We start from the raw sequence: 20,983 nt of genomic DNA on the forward strand, positions 1-20,983 counted from the left end.
ACTCACATAGGCATGAAAGTTATATAAACATTCTTAAACAGTATTTTTAAGAATATCCGCGCGTCACTACTATTGCTCTCAAGCCAGGCGCAAATCCCCCTTCAAACCTCTGCCCGGCACCCTTGTTCAACAGGAGAACGAGCATGAGCGCATCGCTGCGTAGCATCGACGGTCAGGACGAAGCCACCATTCTGCGTGAGATCCAGAGCGCCCTGCGCGACCTGCGTTTCGGCGCGGTGGAGATTACCGTGCACAACGCGCAAGTCGTGCAGATCGAGCGCAAGGAGAAGTTCCGCCTGCAACAGCCTGGCAACAAGCCCGGCTGATACCGCACCACCTTCAAAACTAGAAAAATGCCAATCGGGAGCTTCACCATGTCCATCCGCCGTTATGCGCTCGCCGCTCTGGCCAGTGCTGTGTTTGCCGGTTCCGCCATCGCCAAGGACTACGAACTGCTGAACGTGTCCTACGACCCGACCCGTGAGCTGTATCAGCAATACAACGCCGAGTTCATCAAGCACTGGCAACAGTCCAATCCGGGCGACAAGGTGAAGATCCAACAGTCCCACGGCGGCTCGGGCAAACAGGGCCGTGCGGTGATCGACGGCCTGCGCGCTGACGTGGTGACCCTGGCCTTGGCCGGTGATATCGACGAAATCGCCAAACTCGGCAAGACCCTGCCGGAGGACTGGCAGAAGCGCCTGCCGGACGCCAGCACCCCGTACACCTCGACCATCGTGTTCCTGGTGCGCAAGGGCAACCCGAAAGGCATCAAGGATTGGGGCGACCTGATCAAAAAAGACGTCTCGGTTATTACCCCTAACCCGAAAACTTCCGGCGGTGCCCGTTGGAACTTCCTCGCCGCCTGGGCCTATGGCCTGAAAGCCGGCGGCAGCGAAGCCAAAGCCAAAGAGTATGTGCAGGAGCTGTTCAAGCACGTACCGGTGCTGGATACCGGCGCCCGTGGCTCGACCATCACCTTCGTCAACAACGGCCAGGGCGATGTGCTGCTGGCCTGGGAAAACGAAGCCTTCCTGGCGTTGAAGGAAGACGGCGGCAGCGACAAGTTCGAAATCGTCGTGCCTTCGCTGTCGATCCTTGCCGAGCCACCGGTGGCCGTAGTTGACAAGAACGCTCAGAAGAAGGGTAACGAGCAGATTGCCGAGGAATACCTCAAGCACTTGTATAGCCCGGCCGGCCAGAAAATTGCCGCCGAAAACTTCTACCGCCCACGTGACGAAAAGGTCGCTGCCGAATTTGGCAAGCAGTTCCCGAAACTGGACCTGGTAACCATCGACAAGGACTTCGGTGGCTGGAAGACTGCACAGCCGAAGTTCTTCAATGACGGCGGTGTGTTCGACCAGATTTACCAGGCGCAATGATAAAAGCTGGGGCCGCTTTGCGGCCCTTTCGCGACACAAGGCCGCTCCTGCAGGGGCTTGTGCTCGACCTGTAGGAGCCCCAGGCTCCTAAAGCCTGCACCAGCCCGGGAGCGCTCCCGGGCTTCGTGCGTTCAACCAGGGATATTTATGTCACGTCGTATTTCCCCCGTCATACCCGGCTTCGGGCTGACGCTGGGCTACACCTTGGTGTACCTCAGCCTGATCGTGCTGATACCGCTGGCCGCCATGTTCGTGCATGCCGCGCAGCTTACCTGGGAGCAGTTCTGGAACATCATCAGTGCACCGCGGGTCATTGCCGCACTTAAGCTGAGTTTCGGCACCGCCCTGTTCGCCGCCATCATCAACGGTGTGATCGGTACCCTGCTGGCCTGGGTACTGGTGCGTTACACCTTCCCCGGGCGCAAGATCATTGATGCGATGATCGACTTGCCATTCGCGTTGCCGACCGCTGTTGCCGGTATCGCTCTGACGGCCCTGTATGCGCCGGCGGGCTGGGTCGGGCAGTTCGCGACAGATCTGGGCTTCAAGATCGCCTATACGCCGTTGGGCATCACTTTGGCTCTGACCTTCGTCACCTTGCCCTTCGTGGTGCGCACGGTACAGCCGGTGCTGGCAGACATCCCGCGTGAAGTCGAAGAAGCCGCTGCCTGCCTCGGCGCCAAGCCGCTGCAAGTGTTCCGCCACGTGCTGGCACCGGCGCTGCTGCCCGCCTGGCTCACCGGCTTTGCCCTGGCGTTTGCCCGTGGCGTTGGCGAGTACGGCTCGGTGATCTTCATCGCTGGCAACATGCCGATGAAGACCGAAATCCTGCCGCTGCTGATCATGGTCAAGCTCGACCAGTATGACTACACCGGCGCAACCGCCATCGGCGTGCTGATGCTGGTGGTTTCCTTCATCCTGCTGCTGCTGATCAACTTGCTGCAGCGCCGCATCGAAACCCCTTGAAGGAGGCCCGGTCATGTCCAGTTCATCCCTGAGTGCCAGTGCCGCCGCCAACGCTGCACGCCGTGGCAATGCCACCTCTCGGCGCATCCTGATCGGCCTTGGCTGGTTGGTGTTTGCGTTGTTCCTGTTGCTGCCGCTGGTGATCGTGGTGTCGCAGGCGCTGAAGAATGGCTTTGGCACATTCTTCGAGGCGATCTTCGAGCCTGATGCCTTGTCGGCCCTGAAGCTGACGTTGCTGGCAGTGGTCATTTCGGTGCCGCTGAACCTGGTCTTCGGTGTCAGTGCCGCCTGGTGCGTGAGCAAATACACGTTCCGCGGCAAGAGTATTCTGGTCACCCTGATCGACCTGCCGTTCTCCGTATCACCGGTGATTGCCGGCCTGGTCTACGTGCTCATGTTCGGTGCCCAAGGCCTGTTCGGCCCGTGGCTGCAGGACCACGACATCCAGATCGTCTTCGCCTTGCCCGGCATCGTGCTGGCGACCATCTTTGTCACCGTACCTTTCGTTGCCCGTGAGCTGATCCCACTGATGCAGGAGCAGGGTACGCAAGAGGAAGAGGCCGCACGCCTGCTGGGTGCCAACGGCTGGCAGATGTTCTGGCACGTGACCCTGCCGAACATCAAATGGGGCCTGATTTATGGCGTGGTGCTGTGTACCGCCCGTGCCATGGGCGAGTTTGGCGCAGTGTCGGTGGTATCTGGCCACATCCGCGGCGTCACCAACACCTTGCCGCTGCATGTGGAGATCCTCTACAACGAGTACAACCACGTGGCGGCCTTCAGCGTGGCCAGCCTGCTACTGATCCTGGCGCTCTTCATCCTGCTGCTCAAGCAGTGGAGCGAGAACCGTATTAACCGCCTGCGCCACAGCGCCGCGGAGGAATGATTCATGTCGATCGAAGTTCGTAACGTCAGCAAGCGCTTCAACAGCTTCCAGGCTTTGGACAACATCAACCTGGACATCAACAGCGGTGAGTTGGTGGCCCTGCTCGGCCCGTCCGGCTGCGGCAAAACCACCCTGCTGCGCATCATCGCGGGCCTGGAAACGCCGGATAACGGCAGCATCGTGTTCCACGGCGAAGATGTATCCGGCCACGACGTGCGCGACCGCAACGTCGGGTTCGTATTCCAGCACTACGCATTGTTCCGCCACATGAGCGTGTTCGACAACGTTGCCTTCGGCTTGCGCATGAAGCCTAAAGGCGAGCGCCCGAGCGAAAGCAAAATTGCCGAGAAGGTTCATGAGCTGCTGAACATGGTGCAGCTCGATTGGTTGTCCGACCGCTACCCGGAGCAGTTGTCTGGTGGGCAGCGCCAGCGTATCGCCCTGGCCCGTGCCCTGGCCGTAGAACCCAAGGTACTGCTGCTCGACGAGCCGTTCGGCGCGCTGGATGCCAAAGTACGGAAAGAACTGCGCCGCTGGCTGGCGCGTCTGCACGAAGACATCAACCTGACCTCCGTGTTCGTGACCCACGATCAGGAAGAAGCCATGGAAGTGGCAGACCGCATCGTGGTGATGAACAAAGGTGTGATCGAGCAGATCGGCTCGCCTGGCGAGGTGTATGAGCAGCCGGCCAACGATTTCGTCTACCACTTCCTTGGCGACTCCAACCGCCTGGCCCTGAGCGAAGGGCACCACGTGCTGTTCCGCCCGCATGAGGTGTCGCTGTCGCGGCATGAAACCGAAGGCCACCATGCCGCCGAGGTACGTGATATCCGCCCGCTTGGCGCCACTACCCGGGTGACCCTGAAGGTGGAAGGGCAGAGTGACCTGATCGAGGCAGAAGTGGTGAAGGATCACGATAGCCTGACAGGCCTGGCGCGGGGGGAGACGCTGTTCTTCCGGCCGAAGGTTTGGCAGAAGGTGGCGGATATCTAGGCCTCCTGTACAAGAAAGCCCGGGCATGGTCCCGGGTTTTTTATTACCTGTTCCGGCCTCGATCGCGGATGAATCCGCTCCTACAAGGCCCTGTAGGAGCGATCGAGGGCGCAGCGCTCGCAGAAATCCCATGCTATTCAGGAATATTTAAAATGCTTCTAAAGCATTGCAGCCTGATACCTCGCCCACACCACGCGAATGACGTGGCCTCACGACGATCGATGAAATTAAATATTCCTTAAAGATCTAAGTTTAATTTTAAACATTACTTTAAGAGATAAGCCTCTGCCCCTGATGATTCAGCCACACACCTGAATCAAGAACCCCCAGGAGTTTATCAATGGGTAATGTCCAGTCGGCCGTCAGGGCCTACGACCAGCCATGGCGCCCGGCCCCAGGCGACTTGGTCGAGTTGGGACGGACGCTTCGACTGCCATTGGGCCAGCTGCGCCTGCAGCGCACCCCCGTCAGTGGCCTGAAGCGCCGTGACAAAATGGCCTTGGGCCTGCTGGTGCTGGCCCTGCACGGTGCCGCCGCCTATTGGGTAAGCCAGGCACCCACGCCTGAATTGCCGGTGGTGCCGCCGCAGATTCCACCCATGACCATCGAATTTGCCGCACCTGCACCACCTGTGCTGGAGCCACCACCGCCCGCCCCGGCGCCACCGGTTGTCGAAACGCCGCCTCCGCCAGTGGTTGACGAACTGGCCGCAAAGCCCAAGCCCAAGCCAAAACCTGTGCCCAAGCCCGTGGCCAAGCAGCCGCCCAAGCCACAGCCCAAACCGGTCGAAGCACCACCACCGGCACCTGCGCCAGTCGCCGCCCCGGCACCACCCGCGCCGCCTGCACCCGCGCCGGTGACGCCGCCTTCGGCCAACGCGGCGTACCTGAAGAACCCCGCGCCGGAATACCCACAGATGGCCCAGCGCCGTGGCTGGGAAGGCACGGTGCTGTTGCGTGTGGAAGTGCTTGCCAGTGGCAAACCAGGGCAGATCCAGATTCAGAAAAGCAGCGGTCGCGATGCGCTCGACGCCGCTGCCTTGGCCGCGGTCAAGCGTTGGAGCTTTGTCCCCGCCAAGCAGGGCGACGTGGCCCAGGCTGGCTGGGTCAGCGTGCCGATCGATTTCAAGCTTCGTTAACTTTTTTACAGAACACAGGAAGACATCATCATGAGCCTGCTGGTATCCCCCCTCGAGTCCGTTGAAAGTGCAGTCATCTGGCTGCTGGTCGGTTTTTCCGTCGTTACTTGGGGCCTGGCCCTGGTCAAGGTCACGCAGTTTGTGCGGCTGAAGAACCAGGACAAACGCTTCCACCAGCAATTCTGGGCAGCCTCCAGCCTGGACTCGGCAGCCGAAATCAGCCATGACCTGCCCGGCCCGGCTGCCCGTGTTGCACAGTCCGGCTATGCCGCCATTGCCGTCGGCGATACCCAGGCCAATGACCTGAGCCACGCCATCAACCACCAAGACCGCCTGGAGCGCGCCCTGCGCCAGCAAATCGTGCGTGAGCGCCGCTCGCTTGAAACCGGCCTGGCCGTGGTCGCCAGTATCGGCAGCACCTCGCCCTTCATCGGCTTGTTTGGCACTGTGTGGGGCATCATGGAAGCGCTCAAAGGCATCAGTGCTGCAGGCTCCGCCAGCCTGGAAACCGTAGCCGGCCCGATCGGTGCGGCGCTGGTCGCCACCGGCGTGGGTATTGCCGTGGCAGTGCCAGCGGTGCTGGTTTACAACTACTTCCTGCGCCGCCTGAAGCTGACTGCGGCTGACCTCGACGACTTCGCCCACGACTTCTACAGCCTGGCCCAGAAGAGCGCCTTCCGTGTGCTGGTGCACCCGGCCGTGCACAAGGCCCAGGCCGGTTTCACCCAGCCCGTGAAGGAGGCGTCCTGACATGGCCTTTTCGACTCAAGACAGCGACGAAGTCCTCAGTGAGATCAACGTCACGCCGTTGGTGGACGTCATGCTGGTGCTGCTGGTGGTGTTTATCGTCACCGCGCCGCTGCTGACCAATGCCATCCCCATCAACCTGCCCAAGACCGAGGCAGTTGCGCCGGTGGAGCAGAAAGACCCGCTGGTGGTAAGCATCGACGGTGCGGGCAAGTTGTTCATCAACAAGGACGAGATTCAGCCGGATTTGCTGGAAACCAACCTCAAGGCGGCCAAGGACAAAGACGCGGATGTGCGTGTGCAACTGCAGGCTGACGATGGCGTGAACTACGGCGAAGTGGCGCGGGCCATGGCGGCGATTGAACGCGCCGGGATCAGCAAGTTGGCGGTGATCACCGCGCGGTGATCCGCAAAACCTCTTCAGGCAAGTGTTTATGGGCCGTATCTCTTGGCAGGGGTAGGCCCATTTTTTTGCAGGAAGCGCCGCTGCGCGCCGCATCGCGGATAAATCCGCTCCTACAGGGGATCGCATTGCTTTGTAGGAGCGGATTTATCCGCGATGCGGCGCGTAGCGGCGCCAAATGAGCGTATTTGGTTATTAATAAATAGCTTCTTATTCCTTTACGAATATAACTCCCTCCCTATACTGACCTCCAAGCACGCAAACTCACTGGAGGCGTCCCCATGCGCAATGAGTCAATTCGTTACCTGATTGTGCCGGGCTGGCAAGGATCGCCAGACAACCATTGGCAAAGTCACTGGCAGCGCACCCTGCCCAACAGCGCCCGGGTCGAGCAGCATGACTGGCTCACTCCGCAGCGTCGCGATTGGGTACAGGCGCTGGAGCAGGCGATTGCCGCCGAGCCCTCGCCAGTGATCCTGATCGCCCACAGCCTGGGCTGCATTACGGTCGCCCATTGGGCGGCCGAAGCCAGCCCGGCGTTGTTGCAGCGGGTGCGTGGCGCGTTGCTGGTGGCCCCGGCGGATGTCGAACGGCCAACCTGCGCGCCTGCGCTGCGCAACTTTGCGCCTATCCCGCTGCAGGTTTTGCCGTTCCCCAGCCAAGTGGTCAGCTCCGATAATGACCCGGCAGTGAGCGTGCCGCGCGCGCTTTACCTAGCTCAGGTATGGGGTGCCGAAGCGGGGCTGCTGACCAACGCAGGGCACATCAACGTCAAATCCGGGCATGAGCGCTGGGAGCAGGGCTTCGCATACCTTTACCGCCTGCAAAGCCGGGTTGAGCAACGCGCACTGCGCAGCGCCTGACCGGCACGAGAGTTCGTCATGACATTTCAAAACCCGTTCGGCCAGCCGCTGCTGACCTTCCCTGAACTGGACAAAAGCCCTTTGAGCATCCGCGCCAAAGCGCTGGTGTTCATCGACCCCCGTTCTCAGCAATTGCGCCAAACCCTTGAGCGTCTGGCCCCGCAACCGCTGCCAGTGCTGATACGTGGTGAAACGGGTACCGGCAAGGAACTGCTGGCCCGGCAGATTCACCGCGCCAGCGACCGGGCCGGGCTTTTTGTCTCGGTCAACTGCGCGGCCATCAGCCCCACCTATGCCGATGCCGAGCTGTTCGGCTACAGCGCAGGCAGCCAGGGCGGTACTGCCAGCAGCCGTGCAGGTTGGTTTGGCTCTGCAAACGGCGGCACGCTCTACCTGGACGAAATTGCCGACCTGCCGCTGGAAATCCAGGGGAAACTCCTCGCCGCACTGGAGAACCGCGAAGTCACCCGTGTGGGCGCACAGCAACCGCAGCCTGTGGATGTGCGGCTGGTAGCCGCCACCAGCATCGACTTGGCGCGCGTGGTTCGTGCTGGCCGTTTCAACGAGCGCTTGTATCAGTACCTGCTTGAGGGTGCCCTGGAGCTTCCGCCACTGCGCGACCGCCCCGGCGATATCCTACCGCTGGCCGAGTATTTCGTGGGCATCTACAGCGTTCGCCTGCAGCGCGCGGTACCCCTGATCAGCGAGGCAGCACAACGTGTGCTGGAGGCACATGCCTGGCCGGGCAACACCCGTGAGCTGGAGAATGTGGTGCACTTCGCACTGCTGGTCAATGACAGCGAAGAGATACAGCCGGAAGACCTCGACCTTCCGCACCCCCCGCGCTAGACGTGCCTCATAAGCAAATACGCTGATGGCAGTTTGTTTTGGCTATAAGCAGCGAATTAAAAGATATTGTTGCGGAATAAAAAATGTCGGTATCTTCCGCCTCACGCCCACTGGTGAACCGGTTGGGCACCTGACTTTGCCATCGCCGATGGCCCAGCTTAAGCATTAAGGATCCCCATGAAGAAGACCCTGCTGACCACGGCCCTGGCCGCTGCCCTGTCGTTCTCCGGCTTGGCCGCCGCCGCTGAAAAACTGGTGGTTGCCGCTACTCCCGTACCGCACGCTGAAATTCTTGAGCTGATCAAACCGACCCTGGCCAAAGAAGGCGTGGACCTGCAGATCAAAGTCTTCACCGACTACGTGCAGCCAAACGTGCAAGTCGACCAGAAACGCCTGGATGCCAACTACTTCCAGACCCTGCCATACCTGAAGAGCTTCAACGAAGGCAAAGGCACTCACCTGGAAACCGTAATCGGCGTACACGTCGAGCCTTTCGGCGGCTACTCGAAGAAGATCAAGAGCCTGAGCGAGCTCAAGGACGGCGCCACCGTTGCCATTCCTAACGAAGGCAGCAACAGCGGCCGTGCCCTGATCCTGCTGCAGAAGGCTGGCCTGATCACCCTGAAAGACCCGAAAAACGCCCTGGCCACCCCGAAAGACATCGCCGAAAACCCGAAAAAGCTCAAGTTCCGCGAGCTGGAGTCGGCCATGCTGCCACGCGTGCTGGACCAGGTTGACCTGGACATGATCAACACCAACTACGCCCTGGAAGCCGGCCTGAACCCGGCCAAGGATGCGCTGGTCATCGAAGGCAGCGATTCGCCTTACGTGAACTTCCTGGTTGCCCGCCCGGACAACAAGGACAGCGAGGCCATCCAGAAACTGGCCAAGGCGCTGACCAGCCCTGAGGTGAAGGAATTCATCGCCAAGAAATACAGTGGCGCGGTGCTGCCGGCGTTCTAAGTTAGCCGGCAGGACGAAAAACGCCGACGCATATGCGTCGGCGTTTTTATTTGTGGTCACTGGTTGCGCGGCAGCCAGTTCAATAGAAAGTCGTTGATGACTTTTGGGTTCTCAAGGCTCGAAATATGCCCTGCAACCGGTATCTGCGCGGCCAGGCAGCCGATGATCCGGGACATCTCGCTGGATTCTTCAGGTGGGCGGGGAATGTCCTTGTCGCCGCACAGGATGAAGGTTCGCTCACTGGCCATTTCATTCAGTCGTGGCAAGAAATCCGTCCGCCCGAAGATAAGCCTGCCCAGCGGGTAAAAACTGTCGCGAATGGTCTCGGCGGTGCTGGCCTTGAGTTTGGCGCGAAACTTCTCGCGCTCTTCCGGGGCAGTTTGCCCGTCAGCATGGAAGAAGATCGGTACGATGATATCCAGCAGCGGATCGGGGAAGCTGCCGGCCGCTTTGGCTGCTTCCAGTAGCGCAAAGTACTTGTCGCGGGTTTCTGCCGGTTCTGCGCCAAGGTAGGTGTCCATCAACACCACCCGATCAACCCGTTGCGGATGCTCAACGGCCAAGCGCGCGCCCCACATGCCACCTACTGAAAGGCCAACCAAATGGCATTTGTCTATGTCCAGGGCATCGAGCAGTTTCAGATGCTGCCGGGCCAGGGCATTCATGTCGGTGGTGGTGCCGGGCGGTGCATCTGACGCGCCATGCCCCCATATCTCGGGCACGATGACGCGAAATTGCTTCGACAGCGCTTCGATCTGCGGCTGCCACATCTCGGCATCCCACAGGTAGCTATGGCCGAGCAGCACCGGGAAGCCTTCGCCTTGGTCGACATAGCTCATGCGTGCGCCGTCGGTTTCTACATATTGCCTTTGCATGGAGTGAGCTCTACGTAAACATTAATCGGTCGGCAGCAATCGTAGCGTGCTCTTGGCCGGGATAACGCCCATTTGCGCCTTGAAATATCGCCCCTGGATGTAGGCTTCGGCCTGATCGGCGAAATGCTCGTCGAAAGGTACGCCGCTTTGGCCGACCGGATTTACGGTCAGGGCCTGTGCGGGGTCGGCGAAGTCGATGATCCGGCGGGTGGACGGGCCGTAGGTAACCGGCCACGGCGCGGGGCCAATCTTGGCCGACAGGTTATTGGGCACTTCATGGGTGCCGGGCACCGCAAATGGACCGACATTGAAAAGCAGGTTCAGCGGCTTTTTCACCCCCAGCGGGTGGTTGTGGGTGAGCGTATGCGCTTTGCCCCACTGCCAGCTGGCCGGGTCTTTGCCGAACGTTTCACGCAGGTGTTTCAGGCTTTTCTGCCACGCGACTCGCACGACGGCGGTGCGGTCTGTGCGCTGATCGGCGCCACGGGTATTCCACCATGGCGACTCAGGGTCTGCGGCCAGGCGCGGTAGGGCAGCATCTATGGCGCGCGTGCTGATGAGTACCGGGAACCAGGTGTCGCCCAGTTCATCGTGCAGGGCTGCATGTGCCAGTTCATATAGAAACTGGTTGAACAGTGTGGCGTTGGTGGACTCCACAGGGTAGTCGCCACGCCATGCTGCAAGCTGCTCGACCAGCTCCTTTTCTTCATCACCACTGGCGACGCTGCGCAGGGTCGCCAGCAGCGGCGCCAGGGTGCGTGGGCCATAGTCGTTGCTGGTGTCCAGTTGCAGGGCCTGGGTGTTTTCGCTGTTCCATTTCACATCAGGTGCTGCCAGTTGTCGGTCGAGCTGGCGGCCTCGATCCGGCAGGTTGTAATAGCCCGGGATTGGCACCACGGCAGGTGGCTGATAATTGGCCGAGACGATGTAACCATTGGCCGGGTTCTCTTGCTGTGGGTTGACGCTGAACGGGTAGAACCCCGGTTTGTCTGCCTGCGGGCTGCTGCCATTCAGAATGAACGCCGGGTTGGCCCCGTCGGCGCGCACAGGCAGCTTCGCCGCTGCCCACCAGCCGATGTCTCCACGGGCATTGGCCCAAACGAAATTGAGCCCGGGGGCCTGGACCTTGGCGGCGGCCTCTCGCATTTTGCCCAGCGTGTCGGCGCGGTTGATCTGGTAGAAGCCTTCGAGGATCGGATTTTCCGTTTCAAGGAATGCCCACCACATGGCGATCGGTGTGGCGCCTGCGGTCGCCCCCAGCACGCTGTTGACGATGGGGCCGTGGGGCGAGCGGAGCAAGGTCAGTGTGACCGGGTCTTCGCCCTTGACCGTTACCTTTTGCTCGGTCTTTTCCAGGTTTTGCCACTGCCCGTCGACCATCACCTGCTCGGCGTTGGCAGGGTTGGTCTTTTCCGCGATCAGGTCGACATCGTCGTTCTGGAACATGGTCAGGCTCCAGCCGAAGTCGCTGTTGTGCCCCAACAGGGCAAACGGGTTCAAGGCCTGGAAGTAGCCATACAGGTTGAACCCCGGTGCCGACAGTTCTGCCTCGTACCAAACGGCAGGCATGGCAAAGGCGATATGTGGATCACCGGCCAGCAACGGCCTGCCGCTGCTAGTGCGGTTACCGGCGATTGCCCAGGCGTTGCTGCCTTCAAACTGTGGCAGCCCTGTTTCGTGCAAGGCCTCCTGGCTCACGCGTGCCAGCGCCTCCAGGCTCTGCCAGTCAGCTGCGGCCAGGGGCGCCGCCAATGCGCCATCGGGGTGCCATTGGAGGTCGAAGATGTTCAGGTACTGCGGGCCGAGCTGGTCGCGGATGTACGTCAGCGCGGGTTCCGTACGGAAGGCTGCGGCGAAGCTGTAGGCCAGGTAACCGGCGATGCTCAGGGTATCTTCAGCCGTAAATGGGCGCGGCGTAATGCCAATCAGGTCGAATTCGATCGGTTTGGGGTGGCTGGCCTGCCAGGCATTGATGCCATCAAGGTAGGCTTGCAGCGCTTGCCAGGAGGGCGAATTGCGGTCCTGCCGCTGCACCATCAGCGCCGCTTGATCGCGAATGCGCAGGCTGCGGAACAAGGTGTCGGTAGGCAGCAGCTTGTCGCCCAGCACTTCGGCCAGTTCGCCCCGGGCCAGCCTGCGCATGATCTCCATCTGGAACAGCCGGTCTTGGGCGTGCACGTAGCCGAGGGCGCGGTACAGGTCCTGCTCGTTTTGCGCCTGCAGGTGGGGCACGCCGCGGGCGTCATAGCGCACGCTGACCGGTGCCTGCAGCCCGGCAATGGTCACCTCGCCCTCGCGCTGTGGCAGCTTGCCATGCACGTACCAGTAACCGGCACCCGCGGCCGCGGCTACCACGATCGCCAACAGGGTCAGGCTGCGCTTCATCGGGACTCCTTGTGCAGAAATTAACTAGCCCAAGGACAATAGCAGCCCACGGAAAGCGTGTTGGATGCGAAAACCTGGCGTCCTTGAAGCAACGCCTTGAGGATTGGCTCGATGAAACTGTTGCTGGCATTGCACACCGCGCCTTCGCTGTACGGGCCGAAGTAGGCGAGCTGGCCCTTTTGGTCCCAGATGGCCACGGCGGGCGAAGCGGGCAGGTGTTCGCTGCCGGGGAAGTGGGTGATGGTTTGCAAACTGGTGAGGTTCGCCGGCAGTTGGCCATGGCTACCGGGCTTCTGCACCACGTGGAAGCTCACGCCTTTGCCTGCAAACTGGCTGACAAGGTCGCCCAGGTGTTGTTGATTGCCGACATTGCACGGGCAGGCCGGGTCCCAGAAGTGCACCACACGGATCGGGCCGGGGCCGGCGAGGTCGGCAGGCAGGTGCAGTTGGCTGCCGTCGAACAGGGTGGTCTGGTTGTCGAAAGGGCGCAGGTAGCGGGACTGGAAGCTGGAATAGGCTTGCCAGAAAATCACGGCGCATATTAAAGCTGCCAGCAAAGCAATCACTGGCTTGATCGAGCGGTTCTTCATCGGAATGTCCGGAGCGCTTGTGGGAGTGGCCTTGTGTCGCGAAAGGGCTGCGAAGCAGCCCCAAGGTTGCAGCTACGCAGCACATATTGCTGGGGCTGCTTCGCAGCCCTTTCGCGACACAAGGCCGCTCCCACAGTGTCTGTTCGAGGTGAGCAAGCTTGCCATGATGGCGGGCAGAGCTGAATATCCCAGATCAATACTCGCTTTACCGTGGATACACTTGATGCCTGCTTTCCAACCCGATCACCTGCGTACCAGCCTGGCGCCACTGAGCACTCGCCAGCCTTTGTCCTCGCAAGCGCAGGACTATCAGCGCTTCTATGGCCTGAACCTGCCTGCCCAGAGCTGGCTCGGTGGTTTCAAGGGTGCGGGGTTCGACCTGGTGGGGCAGGCCTGGGTGCCGCAAAAACCGGTGGCAACGTTGGTCCTTCTGCACGGTTACTACGACCACATGGGCCTCTATCGGCATGTGATCGAGTGGGCGCTGAAGCTCGGTTATGCCGTCATCAGTTGCGACCTGCCAGGCCATGGGCTGTCCAGCGGGGAGCGGGCCAGCATCACAGACTTCGCCCTGTACCAGCAGGCACTGGACGCCCTGCTGGAGCAGGCACGCGGCCTCGAGTTGCCACGCCCATGGCACCTGTGTGGGCAGAGCACCGGTGGTGCGATTGCGGTGGATCACCTGTTGCACAAGGGCGCGCAAAGCCCGATTGATGGCCAAGTGATCTTGCTGGCGCCGCTGGTACGCCCACGTGCCTGGCGCTGGTCAAAATTCAGCTATCGCGTGCTGCGCCATTTCGTCAATGGCATCGAGCGTCGCTTCAGCGAGAACACCAACGACCCGACCTTCCTGCCATTCCTTGAGGCCGATCCGCTACAACCCCGCCGCCTGCCTACGGCGTGGGTCGGGGCACTGATGGCGTGGGTCAAACGTATTGAGGCAGCGCCGCAGAGCGCGCGGCAACCTTTGATCGTTCAGGGAGAGGCGGATGGTACGGTGGACTGGCCCTACAACCTCAAGGTGCTCAAGGCCAAGTTCAGTGACCCGCAGATCTTGATGCTGCCCGAAGCCCGACACCACCTGGCCAACGAGCTGCCGAACATCCGCCGGCGCTACTTTGACTTCATCAACCAGCGCCTGGGCTGATTACTTCAAGTCTGCGCTGTTCTGCCCAACTGCAAGGCCTGCCCGCACGGCAGCCACCGCAGCTTGGTAATACGCCTTGCCTTCCGGCGATTCGGCAAAGGTGGCGAACTCTTCCAGCTCTGCGTCGGACAGGCCGCGATAGACGTAGAGCAACGTATTGTTCAGGTCTTCGCCAATCTGGCTCATCAGGCGCTGGCGCTGGCCGTCGAGCATGCCTTGGGCCTGGCCGCCGCCAAACAGGCCGGGGATCATCGAACTCAGGCTGTCCGCCGCCACACCGGCAATCGCCAGGCTGACTTCCGCCCCAGCTTCGCGGGCAGGCAGCGCCTGGGCCAAGTGGCCGATGATCAGCAGGCGATTATCGCTGGCCTGGATTTTCGGTAGGCCCTTGGCGTTTTTGGCCAGCTGGTCCTTGCGCGTGGCCAGCAGTTCGGCGGCAACGATCTTGCGCCCCAGTGGCGACTGGAAAAAGGCCAGCGCAGGAGCAGGGTTTGGCAGCGAAGCGCGCAGCTTGGCCAAGGCACGGCTGTCCATTGCCTGAGCCTGGAAGCGCTGGTTGCTGTTATTAACCAGTGCCTGGTAAACCGCAGGCGGCAAGCTGTTACGGTAGCGCTGCTGGGCGGCGCTCACGGCATCGTTGAAATGGGCGCGCTGGTCGGGCCAGCCGGCGGCCTTGTAGAGTTGATCGAGGCTGTCTGCCCAGACAGGTGTGGTGCAGATCATCAGCAAAATCAGGGTAAACAGACGGCGCATTCAGGACTCCTGTCGGCAGATGGCTATTGTCCTTGCCTCGGCGCAGGTTTGTCGAGTGATCCGCATGCTTCTCAGCCAAGTGGCGCTGTGCGGCGGCATGGCGAATGGATATGATGCGCGCCATGCACATCTCCCCTGAAAACCCGATGTTTGCGGCCGTCGTAGACGATCTGGCCACCCATGGCTGGTCGCAGCAGGCGCTCTTTTTGCCCGCCGACCTGGTGCGCGCGCTGGCAGCCGAATGTCGGCGGCGTGATGCCGAAGGTGAACTCAACCCGGCAGGTGTCGGGCGCGGTGCGGACCAGGAAGTGCGCGAGGCAATCAGGGGTGACCAGATCCAGTGGATCGACCCGGGGCAGGCCGAGGCATGCGACCGCTACCTGGAGGCCATGAGCCATCTGCGTCAGGCGATCAATCAGGGGTTGTTCCTGGGCCTTGAAGACTTCGAATGCCATTTTGCCCTTTACCCGCCCGGGGCTTTCTACCGCCGCCATCTGGACCGCTTCCGCGACGATGACCGGCGAATGGTTTCTGCGGTGCTGTACCTCAACGAAGATTGGCAAGCGCAGGATGGCGGCCAGCTTCGCATGTACCTTGCTGGGGATGTGACGCACGATGTTCAACCGGTGGCGGGCTGCCTGGTGGTGTTTCTGTCGGGTGAAGTACCCCACGAAGTGCTGCCGGCCGGGCGCGAACGATTGTCGTTGACTGGCTGGTTCCGCCGCCGTGGCAATGACCCGTTCTGATTCGCCCAAGGTCCTGGTCAGCGCTTGCCTGCTGGGGCAGCCGGTGCGCTATGACGGCCGCGCAAGCGGGCACCCCGATGTGTTGCAGCGCTGGCAGGCTGAAGGGCGCGTGGTGCCCTTGTGCCCCGAAGTGGCGGGGGGATTGCCGACGCCAAGGCCGCCGGCGGAGATACCGGGCGGGCAGGGCAGTGACGTGTTAAACGGTATTACCCAGGTGCTGACGGTAACCGGTGAGGACGTCAGTGCTGCCTTTGTTGCCGGCGCCCGGCAGGCATTGGAGCTGGTGCGCCGCCATGGTATCCGCGTGGCGGTACTCAAGTCCGGTAGCCCGTCCTGTGGTAATCGCCTGACCTACGATGGCACCTTCTCGGGTGTGAAAGTGCCGGGTGAGGGGGTAACTGCTGCGCTGTTGCGGCGCGAAGGTGTGCAGGTTTTCAGTGAGCTGGAGTTGGAGCAAGCGCAGCAGGCGCTGGCTCTGGTGCCTGAGGTGCCTTGAACCATTTTTGCTCCAGTTCGGTCAGCCGGCCACTGGTTTTCATGCGCTGCAGCGCGTTGTTCAGCACACTTTGAAACGCTGGGTTGCCCTTCTGGAACGGGATGACCATTTGTTTCTCGCCAAACGGCTCACTGACATCGAAGGGGCCATCACTCTTGAGCGTTTCACCTGGCGGCGTCAGTGCAACGTCGTAAGTGCCGCGTTCCACCCCTGGCATCACTTTCTCTTCGGGAGTCTCGATGAGTTCGGCACGCAGGCCCAGTTCGCGAGCCAAATCCTGGCCTAACTCGACCTGGAAGCCCGTCAGGTGTTCATTTTCCTTGAAGGCGTAGGGCGGAGCATCAGCTTGCACTGCAATACGCAATTCGCCCCGGTCGGTGATCTCATCGTACAGGTCTGCCTGAGCCAACGGAGTGATCAGTACTGCCAGCAGTACGCCTATGGTCGACCGCATTGTGTGCCCCTTTTTCAAACAGATGAATTTCTTTCGCCACGACTTTCTTCCTCGTCGCGGTCGAGCGCAGCCTATGACCTTATCGTCTTGGCGAGGTTTAACCCTAACTGAAATATTTCTCCGTGTGGGCTATGGTGAACTACCGCCGCTATCCGTTTGTAGGTGGATGCGGTCTTAAAGTGAATACAGGAGAAGTGAATGAACAGCCTATTTTCGCGTGCTGCCGTTGCCGGTCTGCTGATGGGGGCCTCGGTATTGGCCAGCGCCGCAGATGCGCTGAAGAGCCAGGAGCCGCCCAAGGATGCCAAGGTCTTCATCGTTTCCCCCGCCGATGGCGCCACGGTCGACAAAACCTTCACCGTCAAGTTCGGCATCGAGGGCATGGCGCTCAAGCCAGCGGGTGACCAGACCCCGCATACCGGCCATCATCACCTGCTGGTAGATGTGGACAAAGAACCTGCTGCCGACCAGCCGCTGCCAACCAGCCTGATGCCAGAGAACAACGCGCCGCTGCCAGCTGGCCCGCAGGTGCTGCACTTCGGCAAGGCGCAGACCGAGGCCACCATTACCCTGACCCCAGGTAAGCACACCTTGCAGCTGGTGCTGGGTGACCAGTATCACGTCCCGTTCAAGCCGAGTGTCGAGTCGCAGAAGGTTACTGTTACCGTGAAATAGTGCTGGATCTTCGCGGGTAACCCCGCTCCCGCAGGGCTTGCACAACCTCTGTGGGAGCGGGTTTACCCGCGAAGCAGGCAACACCGATCTCACTGGACAAAAAAAGGGAGGCCACCAGGGCCTCCCTTTTTCATGCCGCTGCCAAGCTTAGAACAACACGCGCGAGCGAATGGTGCCCTTGACCTGCTGCAGCTTCTCTTGCGCCAGGTCGGAGTACTCGGCGTCGACGTCGATTACTACATAACCAACTTTCTCGTTGGTCTGCAGGAACTGACCGGAGATGTTGATGCCGTTTTCAGCGAAGACTTTGTTGATCTCGCTGAGCACACCCGGGATGTTTTCGTGGATGTGCAGCAGGCGGTGCTTGCCAGGGTGAGCCGGCAGGGCCACTTCAGGGAAGTTGACCGAGGACACCGAGGTACCGTTGTCGCTGTACTTGACCAGCTTCTCGGCCACTTCCAGGCCAATGTTGGCCTGCGCTTCGGCAGTGGAACCACCGATGTGCGGGGTCAGGATCACGTTGTCCAGGCCGCGCAGCGGGCTTTCGAACTGCTCGTCGTTGGAGCGTGGCTCTACCGGGAACACGTCGATGGCGGCGCCGATCAGGTGCTTGTCCTTGATGGCGGCAGCCAGGTGGTCCAGTTCGACCACGGTGCCACGGGCGGCGTTGATCAGGATCGCGCCCTTCTTCATCGAGCGGATTTCTTTCTCGCCGATCATCCACTGGGTGGATGGCAGCTCCGGCACGTGCAGCGAGACGATGTCGGCCAGGCCCAGCAGTTCGTTCAGGCTGGTGACCTGGGTAGCGTTGCCCAGCGGCAGCTTGGTCAGCGGGTCATAGAAATAGACCTGCATGCCCAGGTTCTCGGCCAGTACCGACAGTTGGGTACCGATCGAGCCGTAACCCACGATGCCCAGCTTCTTGCCGCGGATTTCGAACGAGTTGGCCGCGCTCTTGATCCAGCCGCCACGGTGGCAGGAGGCGTTTTTCTCCGGGATGCCGCGCAGCAGCAGGATGGCTTCGGCCAATACCAGTTCGGCTACCGAACGGGTGTTGGAGTAAGGCGCGTTGAACACGGCGATACCGCGCTCGCGGGCAGCGCTCAGGTCGACCTGGTTGGTGCCGATGCAGAAGCAGCCGACTGCGACCAGTTTTTTGGCGCCGTCGAAGATCTCTTCAGTCAGCTGGGTACGCGAGCGGATGCCGATGAAGTGAGCGTCGGCGATCTTTTCCTTGAGTTCCGCTTCTGGCAGCGAGCCAGTGTGGTACTCGATGTTGGTGTACCCGGCGGCCTTGAGGGTATCCACCGCGTTCTGGTGCACACCTTCAAGAAGAAGGAACCTGATCTTGCTCTTGTCGAGAGAAGTCTTGCTCATCTGCGTAAACCTGTATCCCGGAGAAAAAATGGCGAGGGGTGAAGCGGCGCGGTGTCGGCCTTAGCACGAACAGCAGGGGGGCTATGCTAGCATACGCGACACAATCTGAGCTTATCCCGACAGGTGAAGAGTGCTCAGGGTGACTATGAATAAGTCGAGAGTTCCAGCGATGACCCACCCCGCGGTAATTGATGAACTGAAGACCCTGGTCGACCCTGGCAGGGTCCTGACCGACGCGGCTTCCCTTGAGGCGTACGGCAAGGACTGGACCAAACATTACCCGCCCGCGCCTTCTGCCATCGTACTCCCCAAGACCATCGAGCAGGTGCAGGCCATTGTCGGCTGGGCCAACCGCCATCAGGTTGCGTTGGTGCCCTCGGGCGGGCGTACCGGGCTGTCGGCTGGCGCGGTTGCGGCCAACGGCGAGGTGGTGGTTGCGTTCGACAACATGAACCAGATTCTCGACTTCAACGCCTTTGACCGCACGGTGGTCTGCCAGCCGGGCGTGATCACCCGCCAGTTGCAGGCCTTCGCCGAAGAGCAGGGCTTGTACTACCCCGTGGACTTCGCTTCAAGCGGCTCCAGCCAGATTGGCGGCAATATTGGCACCAATGCTGGCGGTATCAAGGTGATCCGCTACGGCATGACACGCAACTGGGTGGCGGGCCTCAAAGTGGTCACCGGCAAGGGCGAGCTGCTGGAACTGAACAAAGACCTGATCAAGAACGCCACCGGTTATGACCTGCGCCAGCTATTTATAGGCGCGGAGGGGACGCTGGGCTTCGTGGTCGAGGCGACCATGCGCCTGGACCGTGCACCGCGCAACCTCACCGCGATGGTGCTGGGCACCCCGGACTTCGACTCGATCATGCCGGTGCTGCACGCCTTTCAGGGCAAGCTCGACCTCACCGCGTTCGAGTTCTTCTCCGACAAGGGCCTGGCAAGGATCATGGCTCGTGGCGATGTGCCGGCACCGTTCGATACCCCGTGTCCGTTCTACGCCTTGCTGGAGTTTGAAGCCAGCACCGACAACGTGGCCAACGAGGCGCTGGCCACCTTCGAGCATTGTGTGGAGCAGGGCTGGGTGCTGGACGGTGTGATGAGCCAGAGCGAAACACAGCTGAAGAACCTGTGGAAGCTGCGCGAATACCTGTCAGAAACCATCTCTCACTGGACACCCTACAAAAACGACATTTCCGTCACCGTGTCCAAGGTGCCGGCGTTCCTGCGCGACATCGATGCCATTGTCAGTGAGCACTACCCGGACTACGAAGTGGTCTGGTACGGCCACATTGGCGACGGCAACCTGCACCTGAACATCCTCAAGCCCGACCACATGAGCAAGGACGACTTCTTCGCCTCCTGCACCAAGGTCAACAAGTGGGTGTTCGAGATCGTGCAGCGCTACAACGGCTCGATCTCTGCCGAGCACGGCGTAGGCATGACCAAACGTGATTACCTGGGTTACAGCCGCTCGCCTGAAGAAATTGCCTGCATGAAGGCAATAAAGGCCGTGTTCGACCCTAACGGCATCATGAATCCGGGTAAGATCTTCGCTCCTGAATAAAAGCAGTAATCAAAGGAGTCGGCCATGAGTTACCAGCACCAGTACGTAGACGGCACGCGCATTCACTTCCCGCTGGGCAAGGTAGTGTGTGTGGGCCGTAACTATGCCGAGCACGCCAAGGAACTGGGCAACCCCATTCCGACCGAGCCGCTGCTGTTCATCAAGCCCGGCAGTTGCGTGGTGCCACTGGAGGGCGGCTTCAAGATCCCGACCGACCGTGGCTCGGTGCATTACGAGGCTGAAATTGCCGTGTTGCTCGGCAAGCCGCTGTCGGCGCACCCCACCGAAGAGGAAGTGGTCGACGCCATTTCCGGATTCGCCCCGGCGCTGGACCTGACCTTGCGTGACGTGCAGACCAAGCTCAAGGAAAAGGGCATGCCGTGGGAAACCTGCAAGAGCTTTGACGGCGCCTGCGTGCTGCCACCGTTCGTTGCCGCCGGCACCTTTGAAGACCTGACCGACATCCCGGTACGCCTGACCATCAATGGCGAAGTGTGCCAGGACGGCAATAGCGGGATGATGCTGAACCCGATCGTCCCGATCATTAAGCACATGGCCTCGCATTTCTCGCTGCAGCCTGGCGACGTGATTCTCACCGGCACCCCGGCCGGTGTCGGGCCGTTCAATGTGGGTGACGAGCTGGTGCTGGAGCTGCCGGGCGTTTGCCGCTTCGAAAGCCGGGTGCTTTAAGCACTTACGCTGACTGTGTGGGAGCGGCCTTGTGTCGC

At 60.9% G+C, this 20,983-nt stretch carries 23 protein-coding genes; 17 read left to right on the forward strand and 6 right to left on the reverse strand.

The features are described from left to right. The first annotated feature begins 143 nt into the window (after positions 1-143). From oscA to PVV54_RS01100, 11 genes are all read left to right on the forward strand, one after another. Positions 144-326, forward strand: a complete 183-nt coding sequence (gene oscA / locus PVV54_RS01050; RefSeq protein WP_003248957.1) for a sulfur starvation response protein OscA — start codon at positions 144-146, stop codon at positions 324-326. 48 nt (positions 327-374) lie between these two features. Then, positions 375-1,382 carry a sulfate ABC transporter substrate-binding protein gene (locus tag PVV54_RS01055; RefSeq protein WP_274908187.1) on the forward strand — a complete coding sequence of 336 codons (1,008 nt, stop codon included), beginning with the start codon at positions 375-377 and terminating at the stop codon, positions 1,380-1,382. Between the two features lie 147 nt (positions 1,383-1,529). After that, the gene (cysT, locus tag PVV54_RS01060) at positions 1,530-2,348 is read left to right on the forward strand and encodes a sulfate ABC transporter permease subunit CysT (protein ID WP_161871732.1); all 819 of its coding nucleotides are present in this window, start codon (positions 1,530-1,532) and stop codon (positions 2,346-2,348) included. Positions 2,349-2,361: 13 nt separating this feature from the next. Then, the gene (gene cysW / locus PVV54_RS01065; RefSeq protein WP_060498120.1) at positions 2,362-3,234 is read left to right on the forward strand and encodes a sulfate ABC transporter permease subunit CysW; all 873 of its coding nucleotides are present in this window, start codon (positions 2,362-2,364) and stop codon (positions 3,232-3,234) included. A gap of 3 nt (positions 3,235-3,237) precedes the next feature. Next, the gene (locus PVV54_RS01070) at positions 3,238-4,227 is read left to right on the forward strand and encodes a sulfate/molybdate ABC transporter ATP-binding protein (protein ID WP_274908188.1); all 990 of its coding nucleotides are present in this window, start codon (positions 3,238-3,240) and stop codon (positions 4,225-4,227) included. A 340-nt stretch (positions 4,228-4,567) separates the two neighbouring features. Next, the gene (locus PVV54_RS01075) at positions 4,568-5,365 is read left to right on the forward strand and encodes an energy transducer TonB (RefSeq protein WP_274908189.1); all 798 of its coding nucleotides are present in this window, start codon (positions 4,568-4,570) and stop codon (positions 5,363-5,365) included. Between the two features lie 30 nt (positions 5,366-5,395). Then, positions 5,396-6,115: a MotA/TolQ/ExbB proton channel family protein gene (locus PVV54_RS01080; RefSeq protein ID WP_274908190.1), complete on the forward strand. Its 720-nt coding sequence runs from the start codon at positions 5,396-5,398 to the stop codon at positions 6,113-6,115. 1 nt (position 6,116) lies between these two features. Continuing rightward, complete coding sequence (locus PVV54_RS01085; protein WP_274908191.1) at positions 6,117-6,518, forward strand: ExbD/TolR family protein; 402 nt, start codon at positions 6,117-6,119, stop codon at positions 6,516-6,518. A gap of 278 nt (positions 6,519-6,796) precedes the next feature. Further along, entirely contained in the window at positions 6,797-7,378 is a 582-nt protein-coding gene (locus PVV54_RS01090) for an alpha/beta hydrolase (protein WP_274908192.1), read from the forward strand. An 18-nt stretch (positions 7,379-7,396) separates the two neighbouring features. Then, the gene (locus PVV54_RS01095; RefSeq protein ID WP_274908193.1) at positions 7,397-8,227 is read left to right on the forward strand and encodes a sigma 54-interacting transcriptional regulator; all 831 of its coding nucleotides are present in this window, start codon (positions 7,397-7,399) and stop codon (positions 8,225-8,227) included. A 177-nt stretch (positions 8,228-8,404) separates the two neighbouring features. Beyond that, positions 8,405-9,190, forward strand: coding sequence for a MetQ/NlpA family ABC transporter substrate-binding protein (locus PVV54_RS01100; RefSeq protein WP_274908194.1), 786 nt, complete (start codon positions 8,405-8,407; stop codon positions 9,188-9,190). 56 nt (positions 9,191-9,246) lie between these two features. On the opposite strand, the gene PVV54_RS01105 is transcribed toward PVV54_RS01100, so the two are convergent. From PVV54_RS01105 to PVV54_RS01115, 3 genes are read right to left on the reverse strand one after another with little or no spacing between them, the layout of a single operon-like run. Continuing rightward, positions 9,247-10,065: an alpha/beta fold hydrolase gene (locus PVV54_RS01105; RefSeq protein WP_274908195.1), complete on the reverse strand. Its 819-nt coding sequence runs from the start codon at positions 10,063-10,065 to the stop codon at positions 9,247-9,249. Between the two features lie 21 nt (positions 10,066-10,086). Continuing rightward, on the reverse strand, positions 10,087-12,450 hold the full coding sequence (locus tag PVV54_RS01110; protein WP_274908196.1) for a penicillin acylase family protein: 2,364 nt from the start codon (positions 12,448-12,450) through the stop codon (positions 10,087-10,089). A gap of 20 nt (positions 12,451-12,470) precedes the next feature. Continuing rightward, positions 12,471-13,040, reverse strand: coding sequence for a DUF6436 domain-containing protein (locus tag PVV54_RS01115; protein ID WP_274908197.1), 570 nt, complete (start codon positions 13,038-13,040; stop codon positions 12,471-12,473). Between the two features lie 223 nt (positions 13,041-13,263). On the opposite strand from PVV54_RS01115, the gene PVV54_RS01120 reads away from it, so the two are divergent. Then, a complete protein-coding gene (locus tag PVV54_RS01120) occupies positions 13,264-14,187 on the forward strand; it encodes an alpha/beta hydrolase (RefSeq protein ID WP_274908198.1) in 924 nt (307 codons plus the stop codon). Here PVV54_RS01120 and PVV54_RS01125 read toward each other — a convergent pair whose 3' ends face one another. Continuing rightward, positions 14,188-14,940, reverse strand: coding sequence for a DUF2059 domain-containing protein (locus tag PVV54_RS01125; RefSeq protein WP_274908199.1), 753 nt, complete (start codon positions 14,938-14,940; stop codon positions 14,188-14,190). A 110-nt stretch (positions 14,941-15,050) separates the two neighbouring features. Here PVV54_RS01125 and PVV54_RS01130 point away from each other — a divergent pair, with 110 nt between their 5' ends. Both PVV54_RS01130 and PVV54_RS01135 read left to right on the forward strand, forming a co-directional pair. Next, on the forward strand, positions 15,051-15,686 hold the full coding sequence (locus tag PVV54_RS01130) for a 2OG-Fe(II) oxygenase (RefSeq protein ID WP_274910367.1): 636 nt from the start codon (positions 15,051-15,053) through the stop codon (positions 15,684-15,686). After that, the gene (locus PVV54_RS01135) at positions 15,673-16,182 is read left to right on the forward strand and encodes a DUF523 domain-containing protein (protein ID WP_274908200.1); all 510 of its coding nucleotides are present in this window, start codon (positions 15,673-15,675) and stop codon (positions 16,180-16,182) included. The genes PVV54_RS01130 and PVV54_RS01135 overlap by 14 nt, the downstream gene beginning before the upstream one ends. Here PVV54_RS01135 and PVV54_RS01140 read toward each other — a convergent pair. After that, positions 16,121-16,636 (reverse strand): substrate-binding periplasmic protein, encoded by a 516-nt coding sequence (locus PVV54_RS01140; RefSeq protein ID WP_274908201.1) that lies wholly within the window; start codon positions 16,634-16,636, stop codon positions 16,121-16,123. The two genes, PVV54_RS01135 and PVV54_RS01140, sit on opposite strands and share 62 nt — an antisense overlap. 198 nt (positions 16,637-16,834) lie before the next feature. On the opposite strand from PVV54_RS01140, the gene PVV54_RS01145 reads away from it, so the two are divergent. Next, on the forward strand, positions 16,835-17,311 hold the full coding sequence (locus PVV54_RS01145) for a DUF4399 domain-containing protein (protein WP_274908202.1): 477 nt from the start codon (positions 16,835-16,837) through the stop codon (positions 17,309-17,311). A 147-nt stretch (positions 17,312-17,458) separates the two neighbouring features. Here the strand turns inward: PVV54_RS01145 and serA are convergent, their stop codons facing one another. Further along, complete coding sequence (serA, locus tag PVV54_RS01150) at positions 17,459-18,688, reverse strand: phosphoglycerate dehydrogenase (protein ID WP_274908203.1); 1,230 nt, start codon at positions 18,686-18,688, stop codon at positions 17,459-17,461. A 169-nt stretch (positions 18,689-18,857) separates the two neighbouring features. Between serA and PVV54_RS01155 the strand changes: the two genes are divergently transcribed. Further along, positions 18,858-20,255, forward strand: a complete 1,398-nt coding sequence (locus PVV54_RS01155) for an FAD-binding oxidoreductase (RefSeq protein ID WP_274908204.1) — start codon at positions 18,858-18,860, stop codon at positions 20,253-20,255. Between the two features lie 24 nt (positions 20,256-20,279). Next, positions 20,280-20,945, forward strand: a complete 666-nt coding sequence (locus tag PVV54_RS01160) for a fumarylacetoacetate hydrolase family protein (RefSeq protein WP_274908205.1) — start codon at positions 20,280-20,282, stop codon at positions 20,943-20,945. The last annotated feature ends 38 nt before the right edge of the window (positions 20,946-20,983 follow it).

It is taken from the genome of Pseudomonas sp. PSKL.D1, from assembly GCF_028898945.1.
In the GTDB taxonomy this organism is placed as follows: domain Bacteria; phylum Pseudomonadota; class Gammaproteobacteria; order Pseudomonadales; family Pseudomonadaceae; genus Aquipseudomonas.